The sequence below is a fragment of the Brevundimonas sp. FG128 genome (assembly GCF_057809775.1).
In genome coordinates this window covers 602,236-623,601 of sequence record NZ_JBMDKP010000001.1, presented here as the reverse complement: position 1 = coordinate 623,601, position 21,366 = coordinate 602,236, and the positions used below count along the sequence as shown (strand labels likewise).

The following is a 21,366-nucleotide window of genomic DNA, read 5'->3' as shown; positions in this document are numbered from 1 at the left end:
GCCGCCCGGCTGCGTATCTGAACGAACGGCTGAATAGCCCGACCAAGGAATTTCTCGCCTATGTCCACGCCCCGCCTCGATCGCCGAACGCTTCTCCGTGGCGCAGCCGCCGGCGGCGGGCTGCTGGGCCTGCAGGGTTTGCTCCCCGCCTGGGCGCAAACAGGATCGGCGGGACTGCGGGCGGATCTTCCGACGCTGACGGGACCGAACATCGACCTGACCGTCGGACACACGCCCTTCACCGTGGGCGGCCGCACCGGCCATGCGGTGACCATCAACGGCGTTCTGCCGGCGCCGCTGCTCCGCCTGCGGGAGGGCCAGAACGTCCGCCTGTCCGTCGCCAACACCCTGGACGAGGACACCTCGATCCACTGGCACGGCCTGCTCGTCCCGTTCCAGATGGACGGCGTGCCCGGCATCAGCTTCCCCGGCATCCGGGCGCGTGAAACCTTCGTCTACGAGTTCCCGATCAAGCAGTCGGGCACCTTCTGGTATCACAGCCACTCCAACCTTCAGGAGGCGATGGGCCATTACGGTCCGATCGTCATCGACCCGGCGAACGCCGATCCGGTCGCCTACGACCGCGAGCATGTGCTGGTCCTGTCGGACTGGAGTTTCATGCATCCGCACGAAATCCTGGCCAAGCTGAAGAAAAGCCCGGGCTACTTCAACCAGCAGCGCACCACGCTGGCGGGGCTCATGGACGGCAGCGATCGCATGAGCCTGGAGGAACGGCGCATGTGGGGCCAGATGCGGATGGATCCGCGCGACATCCTCGACGTCAGCGGATCGACCTACACCTATCTGATCAACGGCCATGGGCCGCAGGAGAACTGGACCGGCCTGTTCCGGCCCGGCGAGCGGGTGCGGCTGCGCATCATCAACGCCTCGGCCATGTCCATCTTCAACATCCGCATTCCCGGCCTGCCGATGACCGTGGTCCAGGCCGACGGCGAGAACGTCCGCCCGGTCGAAATGGACGAGTTCCAGATCTCGGTCGCCGAGACCTACGACGTGATTGTCCGACCGACCGGGGACCGCGCCTACACCATCGTCTCCGAAGCGATCGACCGTTCGGGCATGGGGCGGGCCACCCTGGCCCCGCGCGTGGGCATGACCGCCGAGGTGCCGCCGCTGCGCGAGGTCCCGAACCTGACCATGCGCGACATGGGCATGGGCGGTATGGATCACGGCAACATGGCCGGGATGGATCATGGCGCGATGGCCGGCATGGACCACGGTTCCCCGGCCCAGGGCGCCGCTCCGGCGGGCGATGGGGCCGCGATGTCCATGGCTGGCATGAACATGCGCGATCCGGAGAATGCCCCGCCGGACATGGCCGTCGGCGTCGGCGTGGATGCGATCGCCATGGACCCCGCCAACCGTCTGGGCGAGCGTCCGATCGGTCTCACGAACGTCAATCACCGCGTCCTCGTCTACACCGATCTGGTGTCGCTCCAGCCCAACAAGGACCAGCGCCCGCCGTCGCGGACCATGGAAATCCACCTTACCGGCAACATGGAGCGGTTCATGTGGGGGTTCGACGGCCGCAAGTTCAGCGAACTGGTCGAGCCGATCCGCTTCGAACGCAACGAGCGGGTGCGGGTGACGCTGGTCAACGACACCATGATGGCCCATCCCATCCACCTGCACGGCCACTTCTTTGAACTGGTGACGGGCGGGCCGGCCGGACATCAGCCGCTCAAGCATACGGTCAACGTCGCGCCCGGCGGCAAGGTGACCTTCGACCTGACCGCCGACGCGCCCGGCGACTGGGCGTTCCACTGCCATATGCTGATGCACATGCACGCCGGCATGTTCAACGTCGTGACGGTGCGGCCCATGGACGGAGCCAACTGATGATCCGCCTCGCCGTCGCCCTCGCCCCCCTGGTCCTCGCCGCCAGCGCCTTCAGCGCCCAGGCCCAGGACCCGCACGCCGGCCATACGATGCCGGCGCCGGCCCGCCCCGCTCCGGCCCCGACGCCGCAGGCGCCCGCCCGGCCGGCGGCGCAGGACCCCCACGCGGGTCATGTCATGCCGGCGGCGCCGACCCCGCCCGCACCCGATCCTCACGCTGGCCACCGGATGCCGGCTCAGCCCGCGCCCGTCGATCCCCATGCGGGGCACGACATGGCGGCCCCGGCCCCGGCGCAGCCTGATCCCCATGCGGGCCACGACATGTCCGCCATGGCCCCCGCCCAGGCCGATCCCCACGCCGGGCATGACATGTCGGCCATGAGCATGGGGCCGCCGGACGTCCCCACCAGCGCCGACAATCCCGGCCGGCCGCCCGAAGACCCGCTCCCCGCCGCCGCCCTGGGCGGCCCGGCTCACGCGGCCGATCTCGTCTTTGGCACCGAGGCCATGGCCGCCTCTCGCCGGACCTTGGTCCGCGAGAACGGCGACGTCCGCACCACCGCCGTCATCGTCGACCGTCTCGAAGCCGGTTTCGGCGACGACGGCGAATCATATCTCTGGGACGCCCAGGGCTGGACGGGCGGCGACATCAACCGCTTCTGGTGGAAGTCCGAGGGCGAAGGCGACTTCGGCGGCGAGCTCGAGGAGGCTGAGGTCCAGGCGCTCTACAGCCGCGCGGTGACGCCCTTCTGGGACGTTCAGGCCGGCGTGCGTCAGGACTTTCGTCCCGACGGCGAGGACACCACGCATCTGGTTCTCGGCCTGCAGGGCCTGGCGCCCCACTGGTGGGAGATCGACGCCGCCGCCTTCCTGTCGACCGAGGGCGACCTGACCGCCCGCGTCGAGGCCGAATACGATCAGCGCATCACCCAGCGCCTGATCCTCCAGCCGCGCCTCGAAATCGACGTCTCGGCGAGCGACATTCCGGAGCTGGAGATCGGCTCGGGCCTGTCCTCAGTCGAGGCGGGCCTGCGGCTGCGCTATGAATTCCGCAAGGAGTTCGCCCCCTATGTCGGCGTCGAGTGGAGCCGCGCGTTCGGAGACACCGCCGACTACATCGAGGCCCGAGGCGGCGAGGCTGACGACACCCGCTTCGTCATCGGCCTCAAGGCCTGGTTCTGAGGACCGCATCCATGAAGAACACTATGCTGCCCCTGATCGCCGCGTTCGGTCTGGTCGCCTGCGAGCCGGCGCAAAAGCCGGCCGACCCGGTCGGAGTCGAAGAGACGGCCCCTGCGCCCGTCCCGACGCCGCGAGCCGTAACCGGACCGGCGGAGCCTGCGGCCTCGCCCGCGCCGGCCGCTGCGGCTCCCTCGCGGGCGGCTCCCGCGAGACCCGCGGCGAAAGCCGCCGAATCTCCGGCTCCGGCGCCGCCGCCGTCGACCGCGCCGGCCCCGGAGCCGATGACCGACCATTCCGGGCACGACATGTCCGCCATGCCCGCGCCCCCGAAACAATGAGAGGAGACCACCCCATGATCCGCACCCTGGCCTTCACCGCCGCCCTGGCTTTCGCCGGAGCCGCCGCCGCCCAGGACCCGCACGCCGGCCATGCCGGGATGCAGCACCCGACCCCGGCCGCCTCGGGCATCGTCACCACCCCCGCCGATGGCGCCATGACATCCGGTTCACCCGAACGGTTCAGCGCGACCTTCCCGCACCCGATGGTCCTCAAGACCGTCACCCTCAGCGCAGAAGGTCAGGAACCGATCGTCGTGACCGCGCCCGCCGCACCGGCCGCCGCGGCTGTCAGCGTGGCCTTGCCGCGTCTCTCGCCGGGGACCTACACTGCCGCCTGGACCGCCGAAGGTCCGGACGGTCACAAGATGTCCGGCTCCATCCGCTTCATGGTCCACTAGGAGAACGACGATGAAGGTTTCCAACCTGCTGGCCGCGGCCGGCGCGATCCTGACGCTGAGCGCCGGCACGGCCCTGGCCGCAGAAGGCTGCGCCTGCTGCAAGGACATGGCTGCGGACGCCGCCATGACCTGCTGCGACGACATGAAGACTGAGCCGGCCGCCCCGGCCGAACCGGCGCCGCCCGCGCCGGCTCCGTCGGACGCGCCCGCGCCCCAGGGCCACGCCGACCACAACTGATCCTCCGCATCGGCGCTTCCGGCGGCCGCCTCCAGGGGAGCCGCCGGAAGTGATCGGATGTCAGAGCGTCACACCGTGCGCCAGAGCGGCTGACGCCAGCGGTGAGCTCGCCGTTTCCACACGAACGAAGCGCACCGTCTCGGCCCGAATCCTGGGTTCGGCGACGAAGCCGGCTTCGGCAAAGGCGATGTGCTGGGGCATGACCGGCCCGGCCGGATCCGCGCTCCACCATCCTTCCACGGCCGCGGCCTTCGGCAGGATGCCGCCCACGATCCGTTCGATGTCCCGGAAGGTCAGGTCCACCTCGGCGCGCTTCTGGCGTCGGAGGAAGGCTGCGAGCGGGGCGTATTTGGGCATCGGCGTGTTTTCCTTTCTCTGATGGCCTCCGGTCAACCCGACTCGCGCGACCAGCCGCAAGCGGTGTAGGGTCATTGATGGCGGGTTCCGGGAACGATAGGCGCCGATCGAGAGCCAGGGGACGCGTGAGCGTCGGCGGCGATCGGCGGCGAAACGCCGGGCTTCCTCACAGAAGTTCCTGGCCCGCCCCCTCACCCTTCGCGCCTTGACCCGTCTTCGTCAGGATCGATGATGCCGGCGCGGACCGCAGCCGCGACAGCTTCGATGCGCGTCCGGACACGAAGCTTGGCGCAGGCTTTCTCGATGTAGCTGTCGACCGTCCGGGGCGACAGGCCGACGATCTGACCGATGTCCGCCGAACTCTTGCCGCGACTGACCCAAAGAAGACACTCGGTTTCGCGACCGCTGAGAAGCAGGGATGATTGGCGTTCCGCATGGGGACTACGCTGCATGGCTCGCTCCTTCCAAAGTACGCGATTCACGTTCGGCGGGAATCAACGACCGGGCAACGACAGTGAATTGCGGGCTCTCCGCCATTTTCTTGCGGGATAACCCGATCCGCGCGCCAGACCACGCCAGCGCTTGCCTCCGCCGGGGGCGGCTTCTAGACCGCCCCGGTCGGGCGCCGTGAGATAGGCCCACAGCTTGAGCCGGGGTCTGTCCGCGAGACAGAGGCGCCGCTGTGAACCGAAGCAGCGGGCCTCGCGATCGCAGAGGATTCCAACGCCCGACCCCTCCGGCTTGCGCCGGGATTCCGTTTGATTCATGCTGACGTCGCCGACGCTTGCGTTGGCGGGGCCTGGAATCCCCTGTGCGATATCAGATCATCGACGGCGGCGCGCACAGCGCGCATGCCCGTTCCCAACGCCTGACGGCGCGCGCCTGCGCGCCTGTCCCAGGCCGTGTGGACGCGTCTGGGTTCCGGACCCTCTCGTCGAGAGGCCGGAGAACCGTGGTGACCGATACGAAGCAGCTGGGCACGGAGGCGCAGGACGGTATCAACCGTCTCTATCGGCGCTATGCCGCCTGGCTGGATCGTCGCCTGCGAGCCCATGTCGACGCCGAGGCGGCGGCGGACGTCGTTCAGGAGACCTACATCCGTGCCGCGCCCTATGCGCTGGACGACATCCGTCATCCGAAGGCTTTTCTGCTCAAGATCGCCCTGAACCTGGTACGCGACGAGAGCCGGCGGGAAGGACGGCGGCGGCGGGATCGGGACTTTCAGATACCGGCCGGAGCCGAGGCCGCGCCGCAGTTCGATCAGGTTCTGCTCGAGCAGGTGATCGGATCCATGCCGCAACTCTACCGCGACGTCTTCGTCTTGAGCCGCTTTGGCGGTATGACCTATCCGGAGATCGCCCAGTCGTTCGGGATCAGCGTAAAAACGGTGGAATGGCGAATGTCCAGGGCGCTTGAGTACTGCGCGTCTCGGCTGGACCTGTAGGCAAGACGGATGACGATCGAGGCTGAAGCCGACATCAGGCGCAAGGAAGCAGCGGAATGGTTCACCACGTTGAGCCAGCGCAAGGTCACCACTGCCGATATCAAGGCCTTCAGCGTGTGGCGGCGGGATCCTGAGAACGCCCGCGCCTTCAGCCGCCTGGAGGCCATGTGGGACGCGGCCGGAACGCTGGCAAACACCCCCGGGATGGCGGCGCTGACGGAAGACGCGGCGAACCGGGCTCGCCAGGCTTCGACAAAGGGGGGAAGACGCACCTCCGGCCGCCTGGTCCCTCTCGGGGCGGCCGGGGCCATCGCATTGGCGCTCGTTGTGGGAAGCTGGTCCTGGTGGTCCGCCCAACGTTCCGACGTCTACGACACCGCCATCGGTGAGCAGCGCACGGTCCGGCTGGAAGACGGTTCACGCATCATCCTCGACACGGCGTCTCACGTGACGGTCCGGTTCAGCGGGTCCGAGCGTCTGGTCACGCTCACCTCCGGACGCGCCATGTTCGAGGTGCAGGGAGACGCCACTCGCCCCTTCCTGGTGAAGGCCGGCGATACGGAGGTGACCGCGATCGGCACCCGCTTCGACGTCCGGCGGACCGGCTCGGGCGCCCGGATTGTTCTGGTCGAGGGGCAGGTTGCCGTGCGGCAAGAGGCGTCGTCGCGGCCGGCATGGACCCTGGCGCCGGGACAACAGGTCACGACTTCGGTTCAACGCCCGGCGGTTGTGGCGGTGAACGTGCCGGCGGCGACGAGCTGGACGACCGGCCGCCTGACGTTCGAGAACACCCCGATCGCCGTCGCCGTCGCGGAGGTCAACCGCTACAGCCCCTCGCCGGTGGAACTGCGGGACGACCGGATTTCGGCCATCCGGGTCAGCGGGGTCTTCGATGCAGGCGATGTCGACGGCTTCGTCGCCGCGCTCAGGGACCTCTACGCCCTCGAAGCGGAGCGGGCGCCGGACGGCCACCTTGTTCTGACGGGACCCGCCTGAAAATAATCTGATCCCGGACTTAGGGGATGGGCCGCGACCCGACGTCTCCTCCCCGACCCGCAAAACTGCGGGTAGAGAATCGGGGGAGATCATGGGTCACAGGTTCACTTCTACCGCGCTCGCCGCACTGATGCTGGGGGTCGCCACGCCGGTGGCGGCGCAGACGGTCGAGGCCGTGCGCGCGTTCAGCATCGGAGCGGGGCCGCTCGAGCGGAGCCTGCCGGTCTTCGCCCAGCAAAGCGGCCTGCAGATCCTCTATCCCAGCGCGCTCGTCGCCGGACGTCAGTCCCAGGCCGTCACCGGCAATCTCACGGCCGAGGCCGCGCTCGCCCAACTATTGCGCGGAACGGGCCTCACCTATCGTCAGAGCCGCCCGAACGTCTTCGTGCTGATCGATCCGTCGGCCCGGGCGGAGACGGACGCTGAAGCCACCCAGCTCGAAGAGGTCGTGGTTACGGGCAGCTACTTCCGCGGCGTGGACAGTCCCTCGCCGGTCACAGTCCTGACCCAGGACGATGTAGCGCGGCAGGGGCGCGCGACGGTGGCCGAGACCTTGGCCGCCCTCCCCCAGAATTTCACCGGCGCCGCCTATGAGGGCTCCGCGAACACCGGCGCGGATCGTTCGGCCCGGAACAGCGGCGCGGCGACCGGGCTCAACCTGCGCGGACTCGGCGCAGACGCAACCCTCGTCCTCGTCAATGGCCGGCGGATCGCCGGCACGGGCATCTCCGGCGACTTCGCGGACGTCTCCAACATTCCCTCCAGCGCAATCGCGAGGGTGGATGTGCTGCTGGACGGGGCTTCAGCCCTCTACGGCGCGGACGCGGTCGGCGGCGTCGTCAACATCATCCTGAAATCCCGGTTCGAGCAGGCGGAAACCCGCGTGCGAGTGGGCGGCACGAGCGACGGCGGCGCCGAGGAAGTCCTGCTGTCCCATGTCGGCGGGTTCAACTGGTCGAGCGGAAGCCTCGTCGCGGCCTACGAGTTTCATGATCGCGGCGAGCTCCGTTCGGAGGACCGACGCGTGATCTCCAGCGCCGACCTGCGCCCGCTGGGCGGTTCGGACTGGCGGCTTGTTTACAGCGCGCCCGGCAACATCATGGCGCAGAACCCCATCTCGGGCTCCTATCAGCCCATCTTCGCCATTCCTCGCGATCAGGACGGCGCAGGGCTGACGCCGGGCGACTTTCGGGCCAATGAGGTCAACCTCACGAACCAGAACCTGGGCCAGTGGTTCCTGCCGCATCAGCGTCGGCACAGCCTCTTCGCCGCGGCGCGGCAGAGTCTTCCATTCGGCTTCAGCATCGACGGCGACATCCGCTACACAGAGCGGGACCACACCCTCCAGACGCCCGCCGACACCGGCATCGTCGTGATCACCTCCGCCAATCCTCACTTCGTGTCTCCGGTGGGCGCGACACGCCACGACATCGCCTATTCCTGGATCGACGAGCTTGGGCCGGCGCTCTCAGAAGGCCGCACGCGAAGCGTCAGCGGCGCCCTTGGGCTCAACGGCGCGATACGGGACTGGAACCTGTCGGCCTACCTCAGCGGCGGTCGGGAGTTCAGCAGCCGGACACTCTCCAACCGGGTTCAGACGACCTTCCTGCAGGAGGCCATGGGGTCCCGGGCGGATATACCGACGACGACGTTCAGAACGGCGGTCGACGGCTTCTTCAATCCCTACGGCGATCCCGCCAACACCAGCCCGGCGATGCGGGCGCATATCGGCTCGGGCTATTCCTGGACTGACCACACGACCACCGTGACCTCGGCAAACCTCAAGGCTGACGGGTCGCTTCTTGAGCTCGCAGGCGGTCCGCTGCGGGTGGCCGTGGGCGTCGATCTTCGCGGCGAACGGTTCGAAACCGAGGGCGAGAACTTCCTTTCCGGCATAGCGCCGCGCATCGTCGCCCCTCTCGTCTATGAGCGGGATGTCTCGGCGGCCTTTGTGGAGTTCCGGGCGCCCTTCGTGAGCGCCGCAAACGCCCGCCCGGGCCTGGAGCGCCTTGAGTTCTCCCTGGCGGCGCGGATCGAAGACCATGAGGGGGTCGGGCAATCCACCAACCCCAAGGTCGGTCTGCTCTACAGCCCGGCTTCCGACCTGCTGCTGCGGGCGAGCCATGGCACATCGTTCCGCGCGCCGGCGCTCCGCGAGCTGTTCACGGCCTATGCCCTCGGCCCGACCTTTCTCAACCGGGGCGGCGTCAATGTGCTCGCTGTCGTCCAGTACGGCGGAAATCCCGACCTGCGGCCGGAAACGGCCACTTCGACGACGGCGGGCTTTATCTGGACGCCGGCGGCCCTTAGCGGGTTCCGACTGGAGGGCGGCTGGTTCCGCACCCGGTTCGAGGACCGCATCGGCAATCCGGTCCTCGAGAATCTGACGAATGTTCTCAACGATCCCGCCCTGGCCCCTTTCGTCCGCTTCGTGAACCCGGCCACCAACGCCGAGGATCGCGCCCTCGTCCAATCGCTGCTGGACCACCCCGGCAATTTCAACCCGACCGTCATGCCCGTCACCGCCTATGGCGTGATCGTCGACAATCGCTTCGTCAACGCGGCCGCCGTCGAGGTCGAGGGGCTGGACCTGTCAGCGCGATATCGCTTCGACCTGGGCGCTGGTCAGATGTCGATCGACGCGTCGATGACGCATCTCCTGGCCAACGATCGCCAGATCACCGACGCGTCCCCCAATGAGGACCTGCTCGGAGACCCTCATTTCCCCGCCCGGTGGCGCGGCAGGCTCGGCGGCCAATGGGTAAGCGGCCCTCTGACGCTCGGCCTGATCGCCAACTATGTCAGCGGCGGACGAGACCCCGTTGGCGGTCGCGGCATCGACGACTGGGCGACCTTCGACGGGCAGGTCCGCTACGACTTCCCTGGCTGGGGCGAGGGCCTTTCCCTCTCCCTGAACGTGCTCAATCTCGCGAACTCGGAGCCGCCGTTCTACGACGCGTCGCGCGGGATCGGCTACGATGCGGCCAATACCAACGCGCTGGGCCGCCAAGTCTCCCTGCAACTCGTCAAGCGCTGGTGAGACGCCATGCGCAAACGTCTGTCCGGCGCGCTGGTCGCGCTGGCTCTCGCGTGCCCGACGACGGGCGCTTCGGAGCCGCTGACCCTCGACACCCTGCTCGGGCTTGAGAGCTTCGGGCGGATCGCCGTCGATCCGACCGGCCAAGTGATCGTGTTCGAGGAACGCCGCGCGCGGGACGATCTTCCCCGCTACGACCTGCAGCCCGAGGGCGCGCTCCGCTACGCCCGCCTCTATCGGGCCGATGTCGCGAGCCCTGCCCGCGTCGCGCCGCTCCTGCCGATGGAGGAGGACGCCGGCTACACCGCCGGCCCCTTCTCCCCCGCCGGCGGCAAGCTCCTCGTCTTCCGCCTGCACGCCCTGCAGTTCCACATCGGGATCGTGGATCTGGGCAGCGGCGGCGTCGTGTGGACCGACATCTCTCCGGAAACGGGCGCCTGGGGCCGATCCGTGGAATGGCTGTCCGAGGATGTTATCGTGGTGCTCGGCATGCCCGACGGGGATCTGCCGCCGCGTCTGGCGGACACCAATCGAACCCAGAGAGAACTGCCCCCGCTCTGGGACCGGGCGGCCCGTGGGGAGGCGGCCTTCGTTTCGGTCGGGCTTGGGTCGGAACCGGCGCGGCCCCTTCGCGACCTCTTGCGGATCGACGCCCGGACCGGTGCCGCGACCCGTCTCGCCCGAGGGCCGTTCCTTGACCTGGAGGCGTCCCCGGACGGCCGCCACGTCGCCCTGATTGTCGACGGCGCCCTCCAGCTCCTCCCCTCTCCGGGCGCCGCAACGGAGTTTCGGCGTACCCGCGCCCTGCGGCTGGTCGACAGTCGCTCCGGCGAAACTCGGGACCCGCCCGAGGCCCGGGACGTCTCGACAAGTCTCCTGACTTGGTCGCCGGCGTCCGACACCCTCATGGTAGCCGCGATCGATGGCGACTCTCCCCGCCTTCTCGCCGTCAGCCCGGCTGGCGCGGCGCGGGACGTCACCCCGCCGGGCGTCACCCCGCTCATCCCGCTCGATTTCCACGGATTGCCGACGGCCGAGGCCGGTTGGATCGGTGAAACGATCGTCCTGCACGGCCGTGATCGGGATGAAGAGGGTTGGTTCTTGAGCGGCGAGAGGCTCCCGGCCTTGGCGCCGGACGCCCGCCTCATCGCACAAGGAGGCCGCGGGGCTCTGTTCTCCAGTCGCGGACATGTCGTTCGCCTGACCACCGACGGGTCGTCCGATGACCTCGGTGCGTTCGCCTCGGTCGTTCGGCCGGATGGCCCGCTTGGCCAGCGGGCCCTGGCGGGGCCAATGAAACAAGACAGCGCAGTGGTGTCGGAGCCGACAGGACAGCTGTGCCGGATCCGGGCTGACCCGGGCCCCATCGTCTGCGTCACGGGTCCTTCCGGCGCGGCAGTGAGTTGGTCTCAAGGTGTGGCCGTCGCGCGCGGCGGCGAGGGTCGGGCTGTCAACCGCCTCGCCGTGACACGCGGAACGTCGACGCAGACGATCCGGAGCCTCAATCCCGAGCTCGACGACGTAGACCTCACAGCGGCCCGGCGGGTTGACGGCCCTGGAGGGGCCGGTGGATGGCTCTACGCCCCGGCTCAAGGCCATCGGCCGCTTCCGGTGATTGTCATCCCCTATCCCGACCGCGCGTATGCAACCCCGCCGCCGACCATGCGCCCCGAGGCGGGTAATCTGACGCTCAACGGCCAGCTTCTGGTCGCCGCCGGCTACGCCGTCCTCTATCCCGACCTGCCTGTCGGCCCCGAGCCGGCGGCCGGTTTGGCGGACCGGATCCTCGCCGTGGTCGACGCCGCCGCCGCCGAGAGGCTCGTCGATGGCGACAGGATCGGCCTTTGGGGACACAGTTTCGGCGCCTGGGCGGTCGTGCTGAGCGCGTCACAATCCCCCAGGTTCAAGGCTGTCGTCGCCCTGAACGGATCCTATGACCTGGCCGGATCGCTCGGCAGGCTGTCCAACCATGCGCGTCTGGCGGGCGAGAACGAGGCTGCGATCATGGGAACGGCGCGGTGGCTGGAATCCGGTCAGGTCGGGATGCGTGCGTCCTACTGGTCCGATCCCGACAGGTACCGCCGCGGCAGCGCCTTCGAACAGGCGGATCGGATCACGGCTCCCATTTTGCTGGTCTATGGCGAGATGGACCATGCGACGGGCGAGGCCGAAGGCATGTTCGCCGCCCTCAGACGCCTCCAGCGCCCGGCCGCCCTGCTCTATCTGATCGGCGAGGACCACGGGATCCACAACCCCGGCAATGCCCGGATCTACTATGAGCAGGTCATCGGCTGGTTCGATCGCCATCTCATCGCGAACGCGCCTCCAGCCGCGCCGTCCACCGTCGAACCCAGGCCTCCGTCAGCGCCAGGGTGAGCAGGCGGGAGAAGCCGCCGCGCCACAGCAGCGCCTCCCGGGAAAGGTCCGTCTCAAGGTCGTCCAGCAGGCCCGCCTGAGCCAGGGCCCCGCCCAGCAGATAGTCCCGCAGGAAGGGCAGATTGCTCGCGGCAGCCTCGCCGTAGAAGGCTCCGAGTTCGCCTTTTGAACGGCGGGCATAAATCGAGGGAGGCAGAACGTCCTGAAACGCGTTTCTGGCCGCGGCCCGATCCCGGCCGCCCCAGGTCAGATCGACAGTCGACCAGGACAGGCCGGCTTCCATCACGGGCTGGCTCAGCAGCGGGTTCACGCAGACCCCGCGCCGGCTCCGTGCGGCCTGCCCCTGGAAGGTCTGGCAGAAGGCGAGGATCGAAATCTGCAGGGCCTTCGCAGGTGGAACGCTCCGCAGGTCGTCGAGCCAGGGATGATCCCAGTCGGCGCGGCTGCGCCGGTGTTCCCGGAATGCGCGGAACCAGGCCCAAGGCCAAAGGGACCGGCGGGTCCAGCGTGCGATCCGGTGCACGGCCGCCGGCCGCGCCCTGACCCCGCGCTCCTGGATTTCGTCGAAAGCGATGAGAGGGCTCGGCATCTGGAAGAAGACCGCGTCGCCGCCCTGTCCCGTGAGCGATCCCCATGCCCCAGCCTCCCGAACGCGGGCGGCGATGTCGTCATTGTAGTCCGTATCTATGTCGTTGGTGGCCGGTCGGAAGGCGTCCGCCGTGCGCGCCAGACGCTCGGCGGACAGGCTCAGCCCTTCGCGCCGCACCTCGGTCAGCGCATGTCCCTCGCGCGCCAAGACCGCCCGCGCATAGATGCGCTCGTCGCCTTCGGGCTGCTCGACGTAGTGGTTCACCCAGGCCGCGACGCGATTCCGCTGCGACGTCTCGAGGGACGCCGCGACAATCGCAGAGTCGAGACCGCCGCTGACCTCGGCGACCCATGTGTGATCGCCGGCTAGGCTGCGCACCGCCATCTGCACCACCGACCGAAGTTCAGGCGGACGGCCGCGCCCGAGTCGATAGACGTCCGCCGGCCGCCAGATCTGCACGCCGCGAGACCCGCCGGCGCCGACCGTTCGGAGCTCTCCGCCGGCGATCGGCGTCAGTCCGTCCAGGGCGAGATCGTGACGATATTCGCCGCCGCGGCTGACCAACCGCGACACCGCCACCCAGTCCAGAGCCAGATCCTCGGGCAGGAGAGGGTCAAGAACTGGCGCCGCGCTGGAGGCGACGACGGTCACACCGGACCTGCGCCAGCAGACGGCCTCGATCGCACCGGAAGGATCGCGCAGGATCGCGGCGTCGCCGCCAGTGCGCCGGACCAGCACGTACCGGCCCCAGTGCTCTCCAATAATCCGTCGAGCGGACGCCGCATCCAGGGACCGGCAGGCCAGCGCGCCCCCCTCGGAGGCGGAAGCCGCCCGGCCCGTGTTGTCGAACATCTCGCCGATCAGGACGCCATGGCCGTCCAGCGCTGCTGTGATCCTGAGGCGGTCGGACGGCGCATAGACCTCGAGGAACGGGTGCGAGACACAGCGCGACCAGCCGGCGCCGGCCAGCCGCCGACGCAAGGGGGCCATGAGCGCATCGACCGCGCCGGCCGCGTCGCCGACGAGCGCCACGAAGGAGTCCGCGCCCATCCTCAGATGACCAGAATGGGATGGAAATGGCTGAGCGTTTCCACGGACTGGCTGACGCAGACGTCATCGACCTGCAGCCAGCAATGGGCCAGGAACGGCCAGGCGCGGACCCCGAACACCCAGTCGGCGTCGAGGTCGCCGGCGTTCAGGAAGCGCAACAGCATCTCGGCCTGGAACAGGCATGCGCCGGTCCGGGGCGCGAAGGGCAGAAGCTGGAAAAACGTCTGCGCGCGCGCCGCGATCATTTCGAGGTCATCGCGCCGCCCGGTCCGGTCGCCATGAGCGGCCGCCAGTCCGGCCAGCGTCGGGCGACGCCAGGCCCGATCGGCCCAGATCGCGCCGAACGCGGCGATCTCTGCCAGGCGCGGCCGGCGACCGGAAATCTCAGGCAAGCTGCGCAGGGGGAGCGGCGGAGGCGGGACGCACGCAGGACGCGCTGGACCGGAATGCAGCAGTTCTGCTGACGCCAGTTCGAGGAGGGTATCCATCGGTCCGCGAAGGCGTTCGCCCAAGACCGCAACGTCACCGCAGTCCGCGAACAGCAGATAGTCATCCGCCGCCAGATCCAGAAGGACCAGATCGCCTCCGATCGGAACCGCGTGGACGCCCTGCGCCAGTTGCCCCTCCTCGGTCATTCGAGCGGGAGGTCGTAGCGGTGGGTCACCTGCAACTCCACGAACTCGCCGCCCTTGCCCCGAGTCAGCCGTCGCGCCGACCCGAGGACAACCAGGCGCCCAATCTTTCGTATCAGCATGAACTATTCCTCCAATGGGAGCCGCTCGGGGCCGCCCCGAGGGACGACCCCGGCCCGCTCATTCGGGCGGCATTTCCCAGCGGAAATGCGAGTTCAGTTCGGCGAAGTCGCCTTCGTCGACGGCGCGCGTCAGGCGGCGCGCGCCGCCCAGCCGCAGGATGCGGCCCTTGTTCTGGACCTTCATGGCCAGACTCCCTTTTTCGGTGAAAGCCTCTGATCAGGACGCGCCGGGCGAGGCCGGACCGGGCGTCCGTGCCGTCCCGGAGGACGGCACGTCGCGCTCAGGCGCCGGGCGGGATCGTGTAGAGCTTGGAGGTGTTCAGCTCGGCGTAGTCGCCTTCGTCGACGGCGCGCGTCAGGTCGCGGGCGGCGCCGAGGCGCACGAGGCGCGGGGTGCGGTGGGTGGTCATGGTCGTCTCCTCGTTGAAATATCGACAAAAGGTCGACGACGGACCATCAGCGCCTCAAAGCAAATCGATTCAAACTATATTGCGCGTATACTTTGACTGGTCGGGATCGATCCGCCGCACGCGCGAAGCGATTGTTCCCGCGGTGATCCGCCAGCGGGCGTAGTAGGCGTCGATACTGTCGCCATCGGATGGCCCGGCCGGCGGCTCCGTCGAAGGGCCAAGGCCTCGAAGCGGCGCAAGACGGCGACGGACCCGCGCGAGGCTCTCCAGCAGGGGCTGATTTTCGCAGACCTCGATCAGTTCGATGATCCACGCATCGACGGCCCCGTCCGAGCCGTCGATCGGATTGGCGAACCCGGCTCCGCGCGCCGCAAGCCGAACGTGAGCAGCTTCCAGATCCAGCAGGCCGAGGATGTCTTCGAGCGGCGTCGCCCGCGTGAAGTAGCCCAAGCCTCGACGGTCTTCGATCAGTCCCTCGCCGCAGAGCCGCGACAGGGCCTCGCGCACCGGGCTGGTGCTGAGGTTGAGCGAGGCGGCGATGTCGGCCACCGACAGATGCTGACCGGGCGCCAGCCCGTCCTCGATCGCTGTTCGCAGGCTGGCGAGCGCCGTGCCAAAGGGATCCCGCTGTCTCATCCCCGTGTCCCGCACGGGCCGCCGACGATCCGCAGGCCAGCGACCGCCAGGCACTGGGGGAGTCGGTCGACGCGATAGCGTCTATACTGTCGTCCGCAAGAAACTTGCGTCATAGCCGCAGCTTTTATGTTGTTGATCTTTATCAGCTTTCATTTGACGCTTGGCTGAGTCATTTTTCAACCTGTAGGGGTGAACCTGAGTTCGTAACGCGTGGTGCCGACGGCGAGGGAGTAAACCGAGAGATGGACGCCCGGCACACCCAGTCGACGAATGCGGTGCTCTCCTCGAGCCTGCGCCTGATCCGGTCCCATCGGCGCATGCGGTCGATCGACGTGGCCCAGGCCATGAACATGGCGCTCAGGTCGTACGAGCATTTCGAGTCCGGCGCCGGACGAATCAACATCGAGCGAATCCATCGCTTCGCCGAGGTGACCAACAGCGATCCGCACGGGATCCTCGCCGCCCTCGCCCTCGGGTCGCCCGCCTTCGCCTTGCGGTGCGCCGACAATAAATTGGCGACGATCCTCGCCGTCGCCCTGCAGGAATTCGACGAGGAGGCCGGCGACGCCATCGCCGACCTCGACGCCCGGCCGATCATCAACACCTTCACGAGGATGTTCAGGGATCTCGTGGACCAATCCGTCCGGCGCGACGCGGAAGCCGAGGCCTGGCTCGAACAACGCCGCAGCCGGCTGTTGGCCCCGGACCGCGAAGACGGCGGCTGAGGCGCCCCAGCCGCTGACGCCACCGCAGATTTACGGTGAGAAGGTCACGGACTGGCGCGCGGCCGGGATTTTCCGGCTGGATTCGGCGATGAAAGCGCTCGCCTCCCATCCCGCTGAGTCATCGGCCCTTCTGGTCGAGGCCCTGACCGGACGGCAGCGCGAATGCCTGCAGCTCGCGTCCACGGGACTGACCTCCTCCGCCATCGCCGAACGGCTGGGGCTCTCCCCGAGAACGGTCGATGAGCATCTCATGACGGCCTGCAGAATCCTCGGGGTGCGGACGCGCGTGCAGGCGGTCGCGCGCCTGGCGGTCGCCGCACGACGCGCAAACGAACCCCGCAGCTTCCTACCGTAGATCTCCCACGGGACGCTCGCGGGTCGTCGCCGCCGGCCGGATCGGCTGGGATTGGGGCGGTTCCTGGAGGCCCTGATGCTCGACCTCGCGTTCGTTCTCGCCCTCTCGCAAAGCTGCGCGCCTTCCGTGGCGCCTCAGACCCTTGCCGCTATCGCGCACGTCGAGAGCCGGTTCGACCCGCTGGCGATCGGCGTCAACGGCAATGGGCCCCGCCCCGCCCGGGCGCGCGACGCAAGGGAGGCGGCGGCGACGGCCCGTCGTCTCCTGGACCGCGGCGCCAACCTCGACCTCGGCCTGGCCCAGATCAACAGCGACAACCTCGGCTGGCTGGGCCTGTCTGTCGAAGACACATTCGATCCCTGCCTAAATCTCCGCGCCGCGGCGACGGTCCTCCGCGCGGGCTACAGGCCGTCCGGCGAGGCTCCGGCGCATCGCCAGGCCGCCCTGCGCGTCGCCCTGTCCCGCTACAACACCGGCGATGCCGGGCGGGGGTTCCGCAACGGCTATGTGGCCAGAGTGGAACAGGCGGCGGTCGCCCTGGATCTGGCGACGCCGCTCACGGCCGCCGCCGTCGGAGCGACCGGCGCGACCCTGCCCGAGACACCGCCCCCGAGAACCCCGCCCGCATCCTGGGACGTGTTCGCGCGCGGGCCCGTGCAAGTCGTCTTTTCCACATCCGACGACCGGAGCCGCTGATGTTTCGTCCTCTGATCCCCTCGCCTTTCCCCCGTCACGCCGGCGCTGCGGTCTGCATCGCGCTGGCGGCGACCTGCCTCTCGGCGCAGCCCGCGCTCGCCTCGGCCAATGTCGAAGGTTTGCTCCAGAACGTCGTCGACATGCTCACGGGCAATACGGCCCGTCTGCTGGCCGTGCTGGCGGTCGTAGTCGTCGGCATCCTGTGGATGTTCGGCCTGTTCGATCTGCGCCGGGCGGCGATCGTCGTGCTCGGCATCGTCGTGGTCTTCGGCGCGGCCGAGATCGTCAATCTGATCACGGGCGGCGCGTGATGACCGCCGCCGCGCCCTGGCTGTGGATCGGGTCGGCGTCAGCCGTCGTCGCCCTGTGCCTGATGCTCGGCCTGAAGCTGATCTCGCCCAAACGGTTCGCCCAGCTCCTCGGCGGGCTCGGCATCGGCCTGACCGTCGGCCTGGCCCTGTGGCGCCTGCCCGCGGGAGGCCCCCATGGCTGACGAACGCCTGGCCGAGGACCCGCTGTTCCTGGCCTGCACGCGGCCGGCGATGATCCTGGGCGTGCCCATGGAGGCGATGGGCGTCAACGTCATCGTGTCGGGCGTGGTCTTCCTCGTCGGCGGCAGCCTGCTCTATCTGCTCGTCGCCCCGGCCCTCCACCTGGTGTTCCGGGCGATCTGCCGCGCCGATCACAACGCCTTCCGGCTGCTCTTCGTCTATGTCGACACCAAGGGCCGGTCGCGCAATGCGGCGCTCTGGGGCGGCAGTTCGGCGACGCCTCTTCCCCTCGTGCGCCGCTATCGTGCCGCGGAGCTGTCCCGTGGCTGAGGGCGGCGTCAGCGCGGCGCGTCTGCGACGGGAGGCCGAGGCGCGGCCGCATCTGCCTTACGCCCGCCACGTCTCGGACCATGTGGTCGCGCTCGACAGCGGCGCCCTGATGATGGTGTTCCAGATCGACGGCGCCAGCTTCGAGACCGCTGACGCGCGCGACCTCAACGACTGGCACGTCAAGCTGAACCAGGCCTGGCGCAACCTCGCCGACGACCGTCTGGCGGTCTGGCACCATGTGGTGCGGCGTCCGGTCGAGCTGGAGCGGTCGACCGGCTACCGCTCCGCCTTCGCCGGTGAACTCGGCGCCCTCTACGACGAGCGCGTGGCCGGGCGACAGCTCTGGGTCAACGAATTGTTCGTCACCCTCGTGCTGCATCCCGGCCGCGACACAGGCGACCGCGCCGCAGCCCTGGCGAAACGTCTCAGGGCGGCCCGCCGCAACGACGCCGAGGTCGAGGTCGCCCATATCCAGCGCATCGAGGAGGCCGGGCGCGACCTGGTCCAGTACCTCGGACGCTACGCCCCGCGCCGGCTCGGTCTCTACGAGCGCGCGGGCCTGTGGTTCTCCGAGCCGATGGAGGTGATGCGGCTGGTCCTGACCGGACGACGGTCGTCCGTTCCGATCGTGTTCGGCCACCTCGGCTCGGCGGTGTACACCGTGCGCGCCATCTTCGGGCGGGAAACGCTCGAACTGCGGGACGCCGCCGATGCGCGCTACGCCGGCGTCCTCGCCGTCAAGGAATACCCCGCCACGACCCGGCCCGGGCTGTGGGACGAGCTGCTGAGCGTCCGCTTCGGCTTCGTGATCAGCCAGTCCTTCGCCTTCCTGTCCAAGGCCTCGGCCCGCGCGGTGATGGAGCGCAAGCAGAACCAGATGGTCTCCGCGCGGGACCGCGCGGCCTCGCAGATCACCGGCCTGTCGGACGCGCTCGACGACCTCGTCAGCAATCGCTTCGTCATGGGCGAGCACCAGGCCTCGATCCTCGTGCACGGCGACACCCCGACCGCGCTGGCCGACCACCTGTCCAAGGCCCGCGCCATCCTCGCCGACTCCGGCCTCGTCGTCGCGCGCGAGGACCTCGGTCTGGAAGCGGCCTTCTGGTCCCAGTTCCCCGGGGCCTTCGCCCGTCGCACCCGGCCGGCCGCGATCACCTCGCGCAATTTCGCGGCCCTCGCGCCCTTCCACGCCCATCCGGTGGGCAAGGCGCGCGGCAACCATTGGGGCGACGCCGTCGCGGTGCTGCGCACCTCGGCCGGCTCCCCCTTCTGGTTCAACTTCCACGTCGGCGATCTCGGCCACACCTTCATCTGCGGACCCTCCGGCTCGGGCAAGACCGTGGTCCAGAACTTCATGCTGGCCCAGCTGGAGCGGTTCGACGCCCAGCAGCTGTTCATCGACAAGGACCGGGGCGCCGAGATCTTCGTCCGCGCCTGCGGCGGGACCTATCTCGCCCTGCGCAACGGCGAACCGACCGGCTTCGCCCCGTTCAAGGCCCTCTCGCCCAGCCCCGCCAACCGCGCTTTTCTGGTCCGCCTGGTCCGAGCCCTCGTCGCCCGGCCGGAGGAAACCCTGACGGTGCCGCAGGCCCGCGCCATCGATCAGGGCGTGGCCGCGCTGGAGGCCCTGCCGCGCGAGCGGCGATCCATCGCCGCCCTGCGCAGCCTGCTCGGCCAGGCGGACGCCAGCGGCGTGGGCGCGCGGCTGGAGCGTTGGCAACGAGGGGGCCCCCTGGGCTGGGTGCTCGACAACGACGAGGACGCCCTCAGCCTGGAGGCCCGCTTCGCCGGCTTCGACATCACCCAGGTGCTCGACCACGACGAGGTCCGCACGCCGGCGATGTTGTATCTGTTCCACCGCATCGCAGAGCGGGTCGACGGTCGCCGCCTCGTCCTCGACATCGACGAGTTCTGGAAGGTGCTGGGCGATCCGGCCTTTACGGAACTGGCCCGGGACGGGCTCAAGACCTGGCGCAAGCAGAACGCCCTGATGGTGTTCGGCACCCAGTCCCCGGCGGACGCCCTGCGCTCCCCGATCGCCCACGCCATCCTCGAACAGTGCGCGACCAAGATCTTCCTGCCCAACGCCCACGGCCAGGCGCGCGACTACATCGACGGCTTCGGCCTCACCCAGGAAGAGTTCCGCCTGGTGCGCGAGGTCCTGACCCCGGAGTCGCATCGCTTCCTGGTCAAGCAGGGCCACGACAGCGTGGTCGTCGAGCTCGACCTGGGCGGGATGGACGACGCCCTGTCGGTCCTGTCCGGCCGCACCGAAACCACCGCCCTGCTCGACCGGCTGCGCGCCGAGGTCGGCGACGACTACGCGGCGTGGCGCGATCCCTTCCATGACCAGAGGAGGTTCCTGTGAGAACCCGCATCTCCATCGCCGCGGCGGCCGCCGCCCTCGTCCTCGCCTGCGCGCCGGCCGTCCAGGCGCAACAGATCGTCCACGATCCGCGCGCCTTCGCCCAGATGATCGAGGAGGCCCGGACCACGCTCGATCAGCTCCGGGCGCTGCAGGCCCAGGTCGAGCAGGGCCAACAGCTCCTCGACAGCCTGAACGATCTGTCCGGCGTCAACGCCCTGGCCAGCGAACTCGGGCTGCCGACAGTGCGCAACCCGCTGCCGGACATGCGTTCGCTGCGCGCTGCGGCCAACGGCGATCTCTCCGCCCTTGGCGACCTGGCGGACCGCGCCGACGCGATCCGTCGGGAGACCCGCCTCTACTCGCCCCCGCCGGGCGACGCGAACCCGGCGGAAGCCTGGTATCGGGACAGCCTCGAACGCGCCGGCGCCCGGACCGCCCGCGACCTCGCCATCGGCGAAGCGGTGGGCGGCGCGGCGGATCGCCGCCTGCAGGGCCTGGAGACGCTCCGCTCCGCCCTGGACACCGCGCCGAACGCCCGCGCCGTCCTGGATCTCGAAGCGCGCCTCGCGGCGGAACAGGCCATGATCCAGAACGAACAGGTGCGGTTGCAGGGCCTCGCCCTGACCCAGGCGGCCGAGGCGCGCCTCGAGGAACAGCGCGCCCGGGAGCGGGCCGAAGCCGCCCGGGCGGCGCGCATGGACGTCTATCGGCGGACCTTCCAGTGAAGCGGACCGCCC

At 69.2% G+C, this 21,366-nt stretch carries 25 protein-coding genes; 17 read left to right on the top strand and 8 right to left on the bottom strand.

All coding sequences use genetic code 11. The features are described from left to right. Positions 1–60 precede the first annotated feature (60 nt). From ACODSC_RS03155 to ACODSC_RS03135, 5 genes are read left to right on the top strand one after another with little or no spacing between them, the layout of a single operon-like run. Entirely contained in the window at positions 61–1,860 is a 1,800-nt protein-coding gene (locus tag ACODSC_RS03155) for a copper resistance system multicopper oxidase (RefSeq protein ID WP_488811713.1), read from the top strand. Beyond that, entirely contained in the window at positions 1,860–3,041 is a 1,182-nt protein-coding gene (locus ACODSC_RS03150; RefSeq protein WP_488811711.1) for a copper resistance protein B, read from the top strand. Before ACODSC_RS03155 ends, ACODSC_RS03150 begins: the two co-directional genes overlap by 1 nt. An 11-nt stretch (positions 3,042–3,052) precedes the next feature. After that, the gene (locus ACODSC_RS03145; protein ID WP_488811709.1) at positions 3,053–3,379 is read left to right on the top strand and encodes a hypothetical protein; all 327 of its coding nucleotides are present in this window, start codon (positions 3,053–3,055) and stop codon (positions 3,377–3,379) included. A 14-nt stretch (positions 3,380–3,393) separates the two neighbouring features. Next, positions 3,394–3,777: a copper resistance CopC family protein gene (locus tag ACODSC_RS03140; RefSeq protein ID WP_185224710.1), complete on the top strand. Its 384-nt coding sequence runs from the start codon at positions 3,394–3,396 to the stop codon at positions 3,775–3,777. A gap of 10 nt (positions 3,778–3,787) precedes the next feature. Beyond that, a complete protein-coding gene (locus ACODSC_RS03135; protein ID WP_488811707.1) occupies positions 3,788–4,015 on the top strand; it encodes an ammonium transporter family protein in 228 nt (75 codons plus the stop codon). A gap of 60 nt (positions 4,016–4,075) precedes the next feature. On the opposite strand, the gene ACODSC_RS03130 is transcribed toward ACODSC_RS03135, so the two are convergent. Together ACODSC_RS03130 and ACODSC_RS03125 are read right to left on the bottom strand one after the other, a co-directional pair. Continuing rightward, entirely contained in the window at positions 4,076–4,372 is a 297-nt protein-coding gene (locus tag ACODSC_RS03130; RefSeq protein WP_185224708.1) for a DUF7662 domain-containing protein, read from the bottom strand. A 191-nt stretch (positions 4,373–4,563) separates the two neighbouring features. Continuing rightward, positions 4,564–4,824, bottom strand: a complete 261-nt coding sequence (locus ACODSC_RS03125; protein ID WP_185224707.1) for a response regulator transcription factor — start codon at positions 4,822–4,824, stop codon at positions 4,564–4,566. A gap of 503 nt (positions 4,825–5,327) precedes the next feature. On the opposite strand from ACODSC_RS03125, the gene ACODSC_RS03120 reads away from it, so the two are divergent. The 4 genes from ACODSC_RS03120 to ACODSC_RS03105 all read left to right on the top strand — a co-directional run bounded on the left by ACODSC_RS03120 (position 5,328) and on the right by ACODSC_RS03105 (position 12,225). Further along, positions 5,328–5,816, top strand: a complete 489-nt coding sequence (locus ACODSC_RS03120; RefSeq protein ID WP_185224831.1) for an RNA polymerase sigma factor — start codon at positions 5,328–5,330, stop codon at positions 5,814–5,816. 9 nt (positions 5,817–5,825) lie between these two features. Continuing rightward, positions 5,826–6,812 carry a FecR family protein gene (locus tag ACODSC_RS03115; protein WP_488811704.1) on the top strand — a complete coding sequence of 329 codons (987 nt, stop codon included), beginning with the start codon at positions 5,826–5,828 and terminating at the stop codon, positions 6,810–6,812. Between the two features lie 130 nt (positions 6,813–6,942). Continuing rightward, a complete protein-coding gene (locus ACODSC_RS03110) occupies positions 6,943–9,852 on the top strand; it encodes a TonB-dependent receptor (protein ID WP_293824822.1) in 2,910 nt (969 codons plus the stop codon). Between the two features lie 6 nt (positions 9,853–9,858). Continuing rightward, positions 9,859–12,225, top strand: a complete 2,367-nt coding sequence (locus ACODSC_RS03105) for a S9 family peptidase (RefSeq protein WP_292079887.1) — start codon at positions 9,859–9,861, stop codon at positions 12,223–12,225. Here ACODSC_RS03105 and ACODSC_RS03100 read toward each other — a convergent pair. The 6 genes from ACODSC_RS03100 to ACODSC_RS03075 form a co-directional block, all read right to left on the bottom strand. Beyond that, complete coding sequence (locus tag ACODSC_RS03100; protein WP_488811701.1) at positions 12,158–13,864, bottom strand: asparagine synthase-related protein; 1,707 nt, start codon at positions 13,862–13,864, stop codon at positions 12,158–12,160. The genes ACODSC_RS03105 and ACODSC_RS03100 overlap by 68 nt on opposite strands. A gap of 2 nt (positions 13,865–13,866) precedes the next feature. After that, positions 13,867–14,376: a lasso peptide biosynthesis B2 protein gene (locus ACODSC_RS03095; protein WP_488811699.1), complete on the bottom strand. Its 510-nt coding sequence runs from the start codon at positions 14,374–14,376 to the stop codon at positions 13,867–13,869. 119 nt (positions 14,377–14,495) lie between these two features. Next, complete coding sequence (locus ACODSC_RS03090; RefSeq protein ID WP_404413617.1) at positions 14,496–14,618, bottom strand: hypothetical protein; 123 nt, start codon at positions 14,616–14,618, stop codon at positions 14,496–14,498. A gap of 58 nt (positions 14,619–14,676) precedes the next feature. Further along, the gene (locus ACODSC_RS03085; protein ID WP_263973020.1) at positions 14,677–14,802 is read right to left on the bottom strand and encodes a hypothetical protein; all 126 of its coding nucleotides are present in this window, start codon (positions 14,800–14,802) and stop codon (positions 14,677–14,679) included. A gap of 97 nt (positions 14,803–14,899) precedes the next feature. After that, positions 14,900–15,028 carry a hypothetical protein gene (locus ACODSC_RS03080; protein ID WP_263973019.1) on the bottom strand — a complete coding sequence of 43 codons (129 nt, stop codon included), beginning with the start codon at positions 15,026–15,028 and terminating at the stop codon, positions 14,900–14,902. A 69-nt stretch (positions 15,029–15,097) separates the two neighbouring features. Then, a complete protein-coding gene (locus ACODSC_RS03075) occupies positions 15,098–15,679 on the bottom strand; it encodes a GntR family transcriptional regulator (protein WP_488811696.1) in 582 nt (193 codons plus the stop codon). 227 nt (positions 15,680–15,906) lie between these two features. Between ACODSC_RS03075 and ACODSC_RS03070 the strand changes: the two genes are divergently transcribed. The 8 genes from ACODSC_RS03070 (at position 15,907) to ACODSC_RS03035 (ending at position 21,354) form a co-directional block, all read left to right on the top strand. Then, positions 15,907–16,389, top strand: a complete 483-nt coding sequence (locus tag ACODSC_RS03070; RefSeq protein ID WP_205196151.1) for a helix-turn-helix domain-containing protein — start codon at positions 15,907–15,909, stop codon at positions 16,387–16,389. 88 nt (positions 16,390–16,477) lie between these two features. Further along, complete coding sequence (locus ACODSC_RS03065) at positions 16,478–16,744, top strand: helix-turn-helix domain-containing protein (protein ID WP_185224700.1); 267 nt, start codon at positions 16,478–16,480, stop codon at positions 16,742–16,744. A gap of 75 nt (positions 16,745–16,819) precedes the next feature. Then, positions 16,820–17,440: a lytic transglycosylase domain-containing protein gene (locus ACODSC_RS03060; protein WP_488811693.1), complete on the top strand. Its 621-nt coding sequence runs from the start codon at positions 16,820–16,822 to the stop codon at positions 17,438–17,440. Further along, the gene (locus ACODSC_RS03055; RefSeq protein WP_488811691.1) at positions 17,440–17,751 is read left to right on the top strand and encodes a TrbC/VirB2 family protein; all 312 of its coding nucleotides are present in this window, start codon (positions 17,440–17,442) and stop codon (positions 17,749–17,751) included. The genes ACODSC_RS03060 and ACODSC_RS03055 overlap by 1 nt, the downstream gene beginning before the upstream one ends. Next, positions 17,748–17,933 carry a hypothetical protein gene (locus tag ACODSC_RS03050; protein WP_185224697.1) on the top strand — a complete coding sequence of 62 codons (186 nt, stop codon included), beginning with the start codon at positions 17,748–17,750 and terminating at the stop codon, positions 17,931–17,933. Before ACODSC_RS03055 ends, ACODSC_RS03050 begins: the two co-directional genes overlap by 4 nt. Further along, positions 17,926–18,261, top strand: a complete 336-nt coding sequence (locus tag ACODSC_RS03045; RefSeq protein ID WP_185224696.1) for a VirB3 family type IV secretion system protein — start codon at positions 17,926–17,928, stop codon at positions 18,259–18,261. Before ACODSC_RS03050 ends, ACODSC_RS03045 begins: the two co-directional genes overlap by 8 nt. After that, on the top strand, positions 18,254–20,629 hold the full coding sequence (locus ACODSC_RS03040; protein ID WP_317134024.1) for a VirB4 family type IV secretion/conjugal transfer ATPase: 2,376 nt from the start codon (positions 18,254–18,256) through the stop codon (positions 20,627–20,629). The genes ACODSC_RS03045 and ACODSC_RS03040 overlap by 8 nt, the downstream gene beginning before the upstream one ends. After that, complete coding sequence (locus ACODSC_RS03035; RefSeq protein ID WP_317134023.1) at positions 20,626–21,354, top strand: TrbJ/VirB5 family protein; 729 nt, start codon at positions 20,626–20,628, stop codon at positions 21,352–21,354. The genes ACODSC_RS03040 and ACODSC_RS03035 overlap by 4 nt, the downstream gene beginning before the upstream one ends. Positions 21,355–21,366 lie beyond the last annotated feature (12 nt).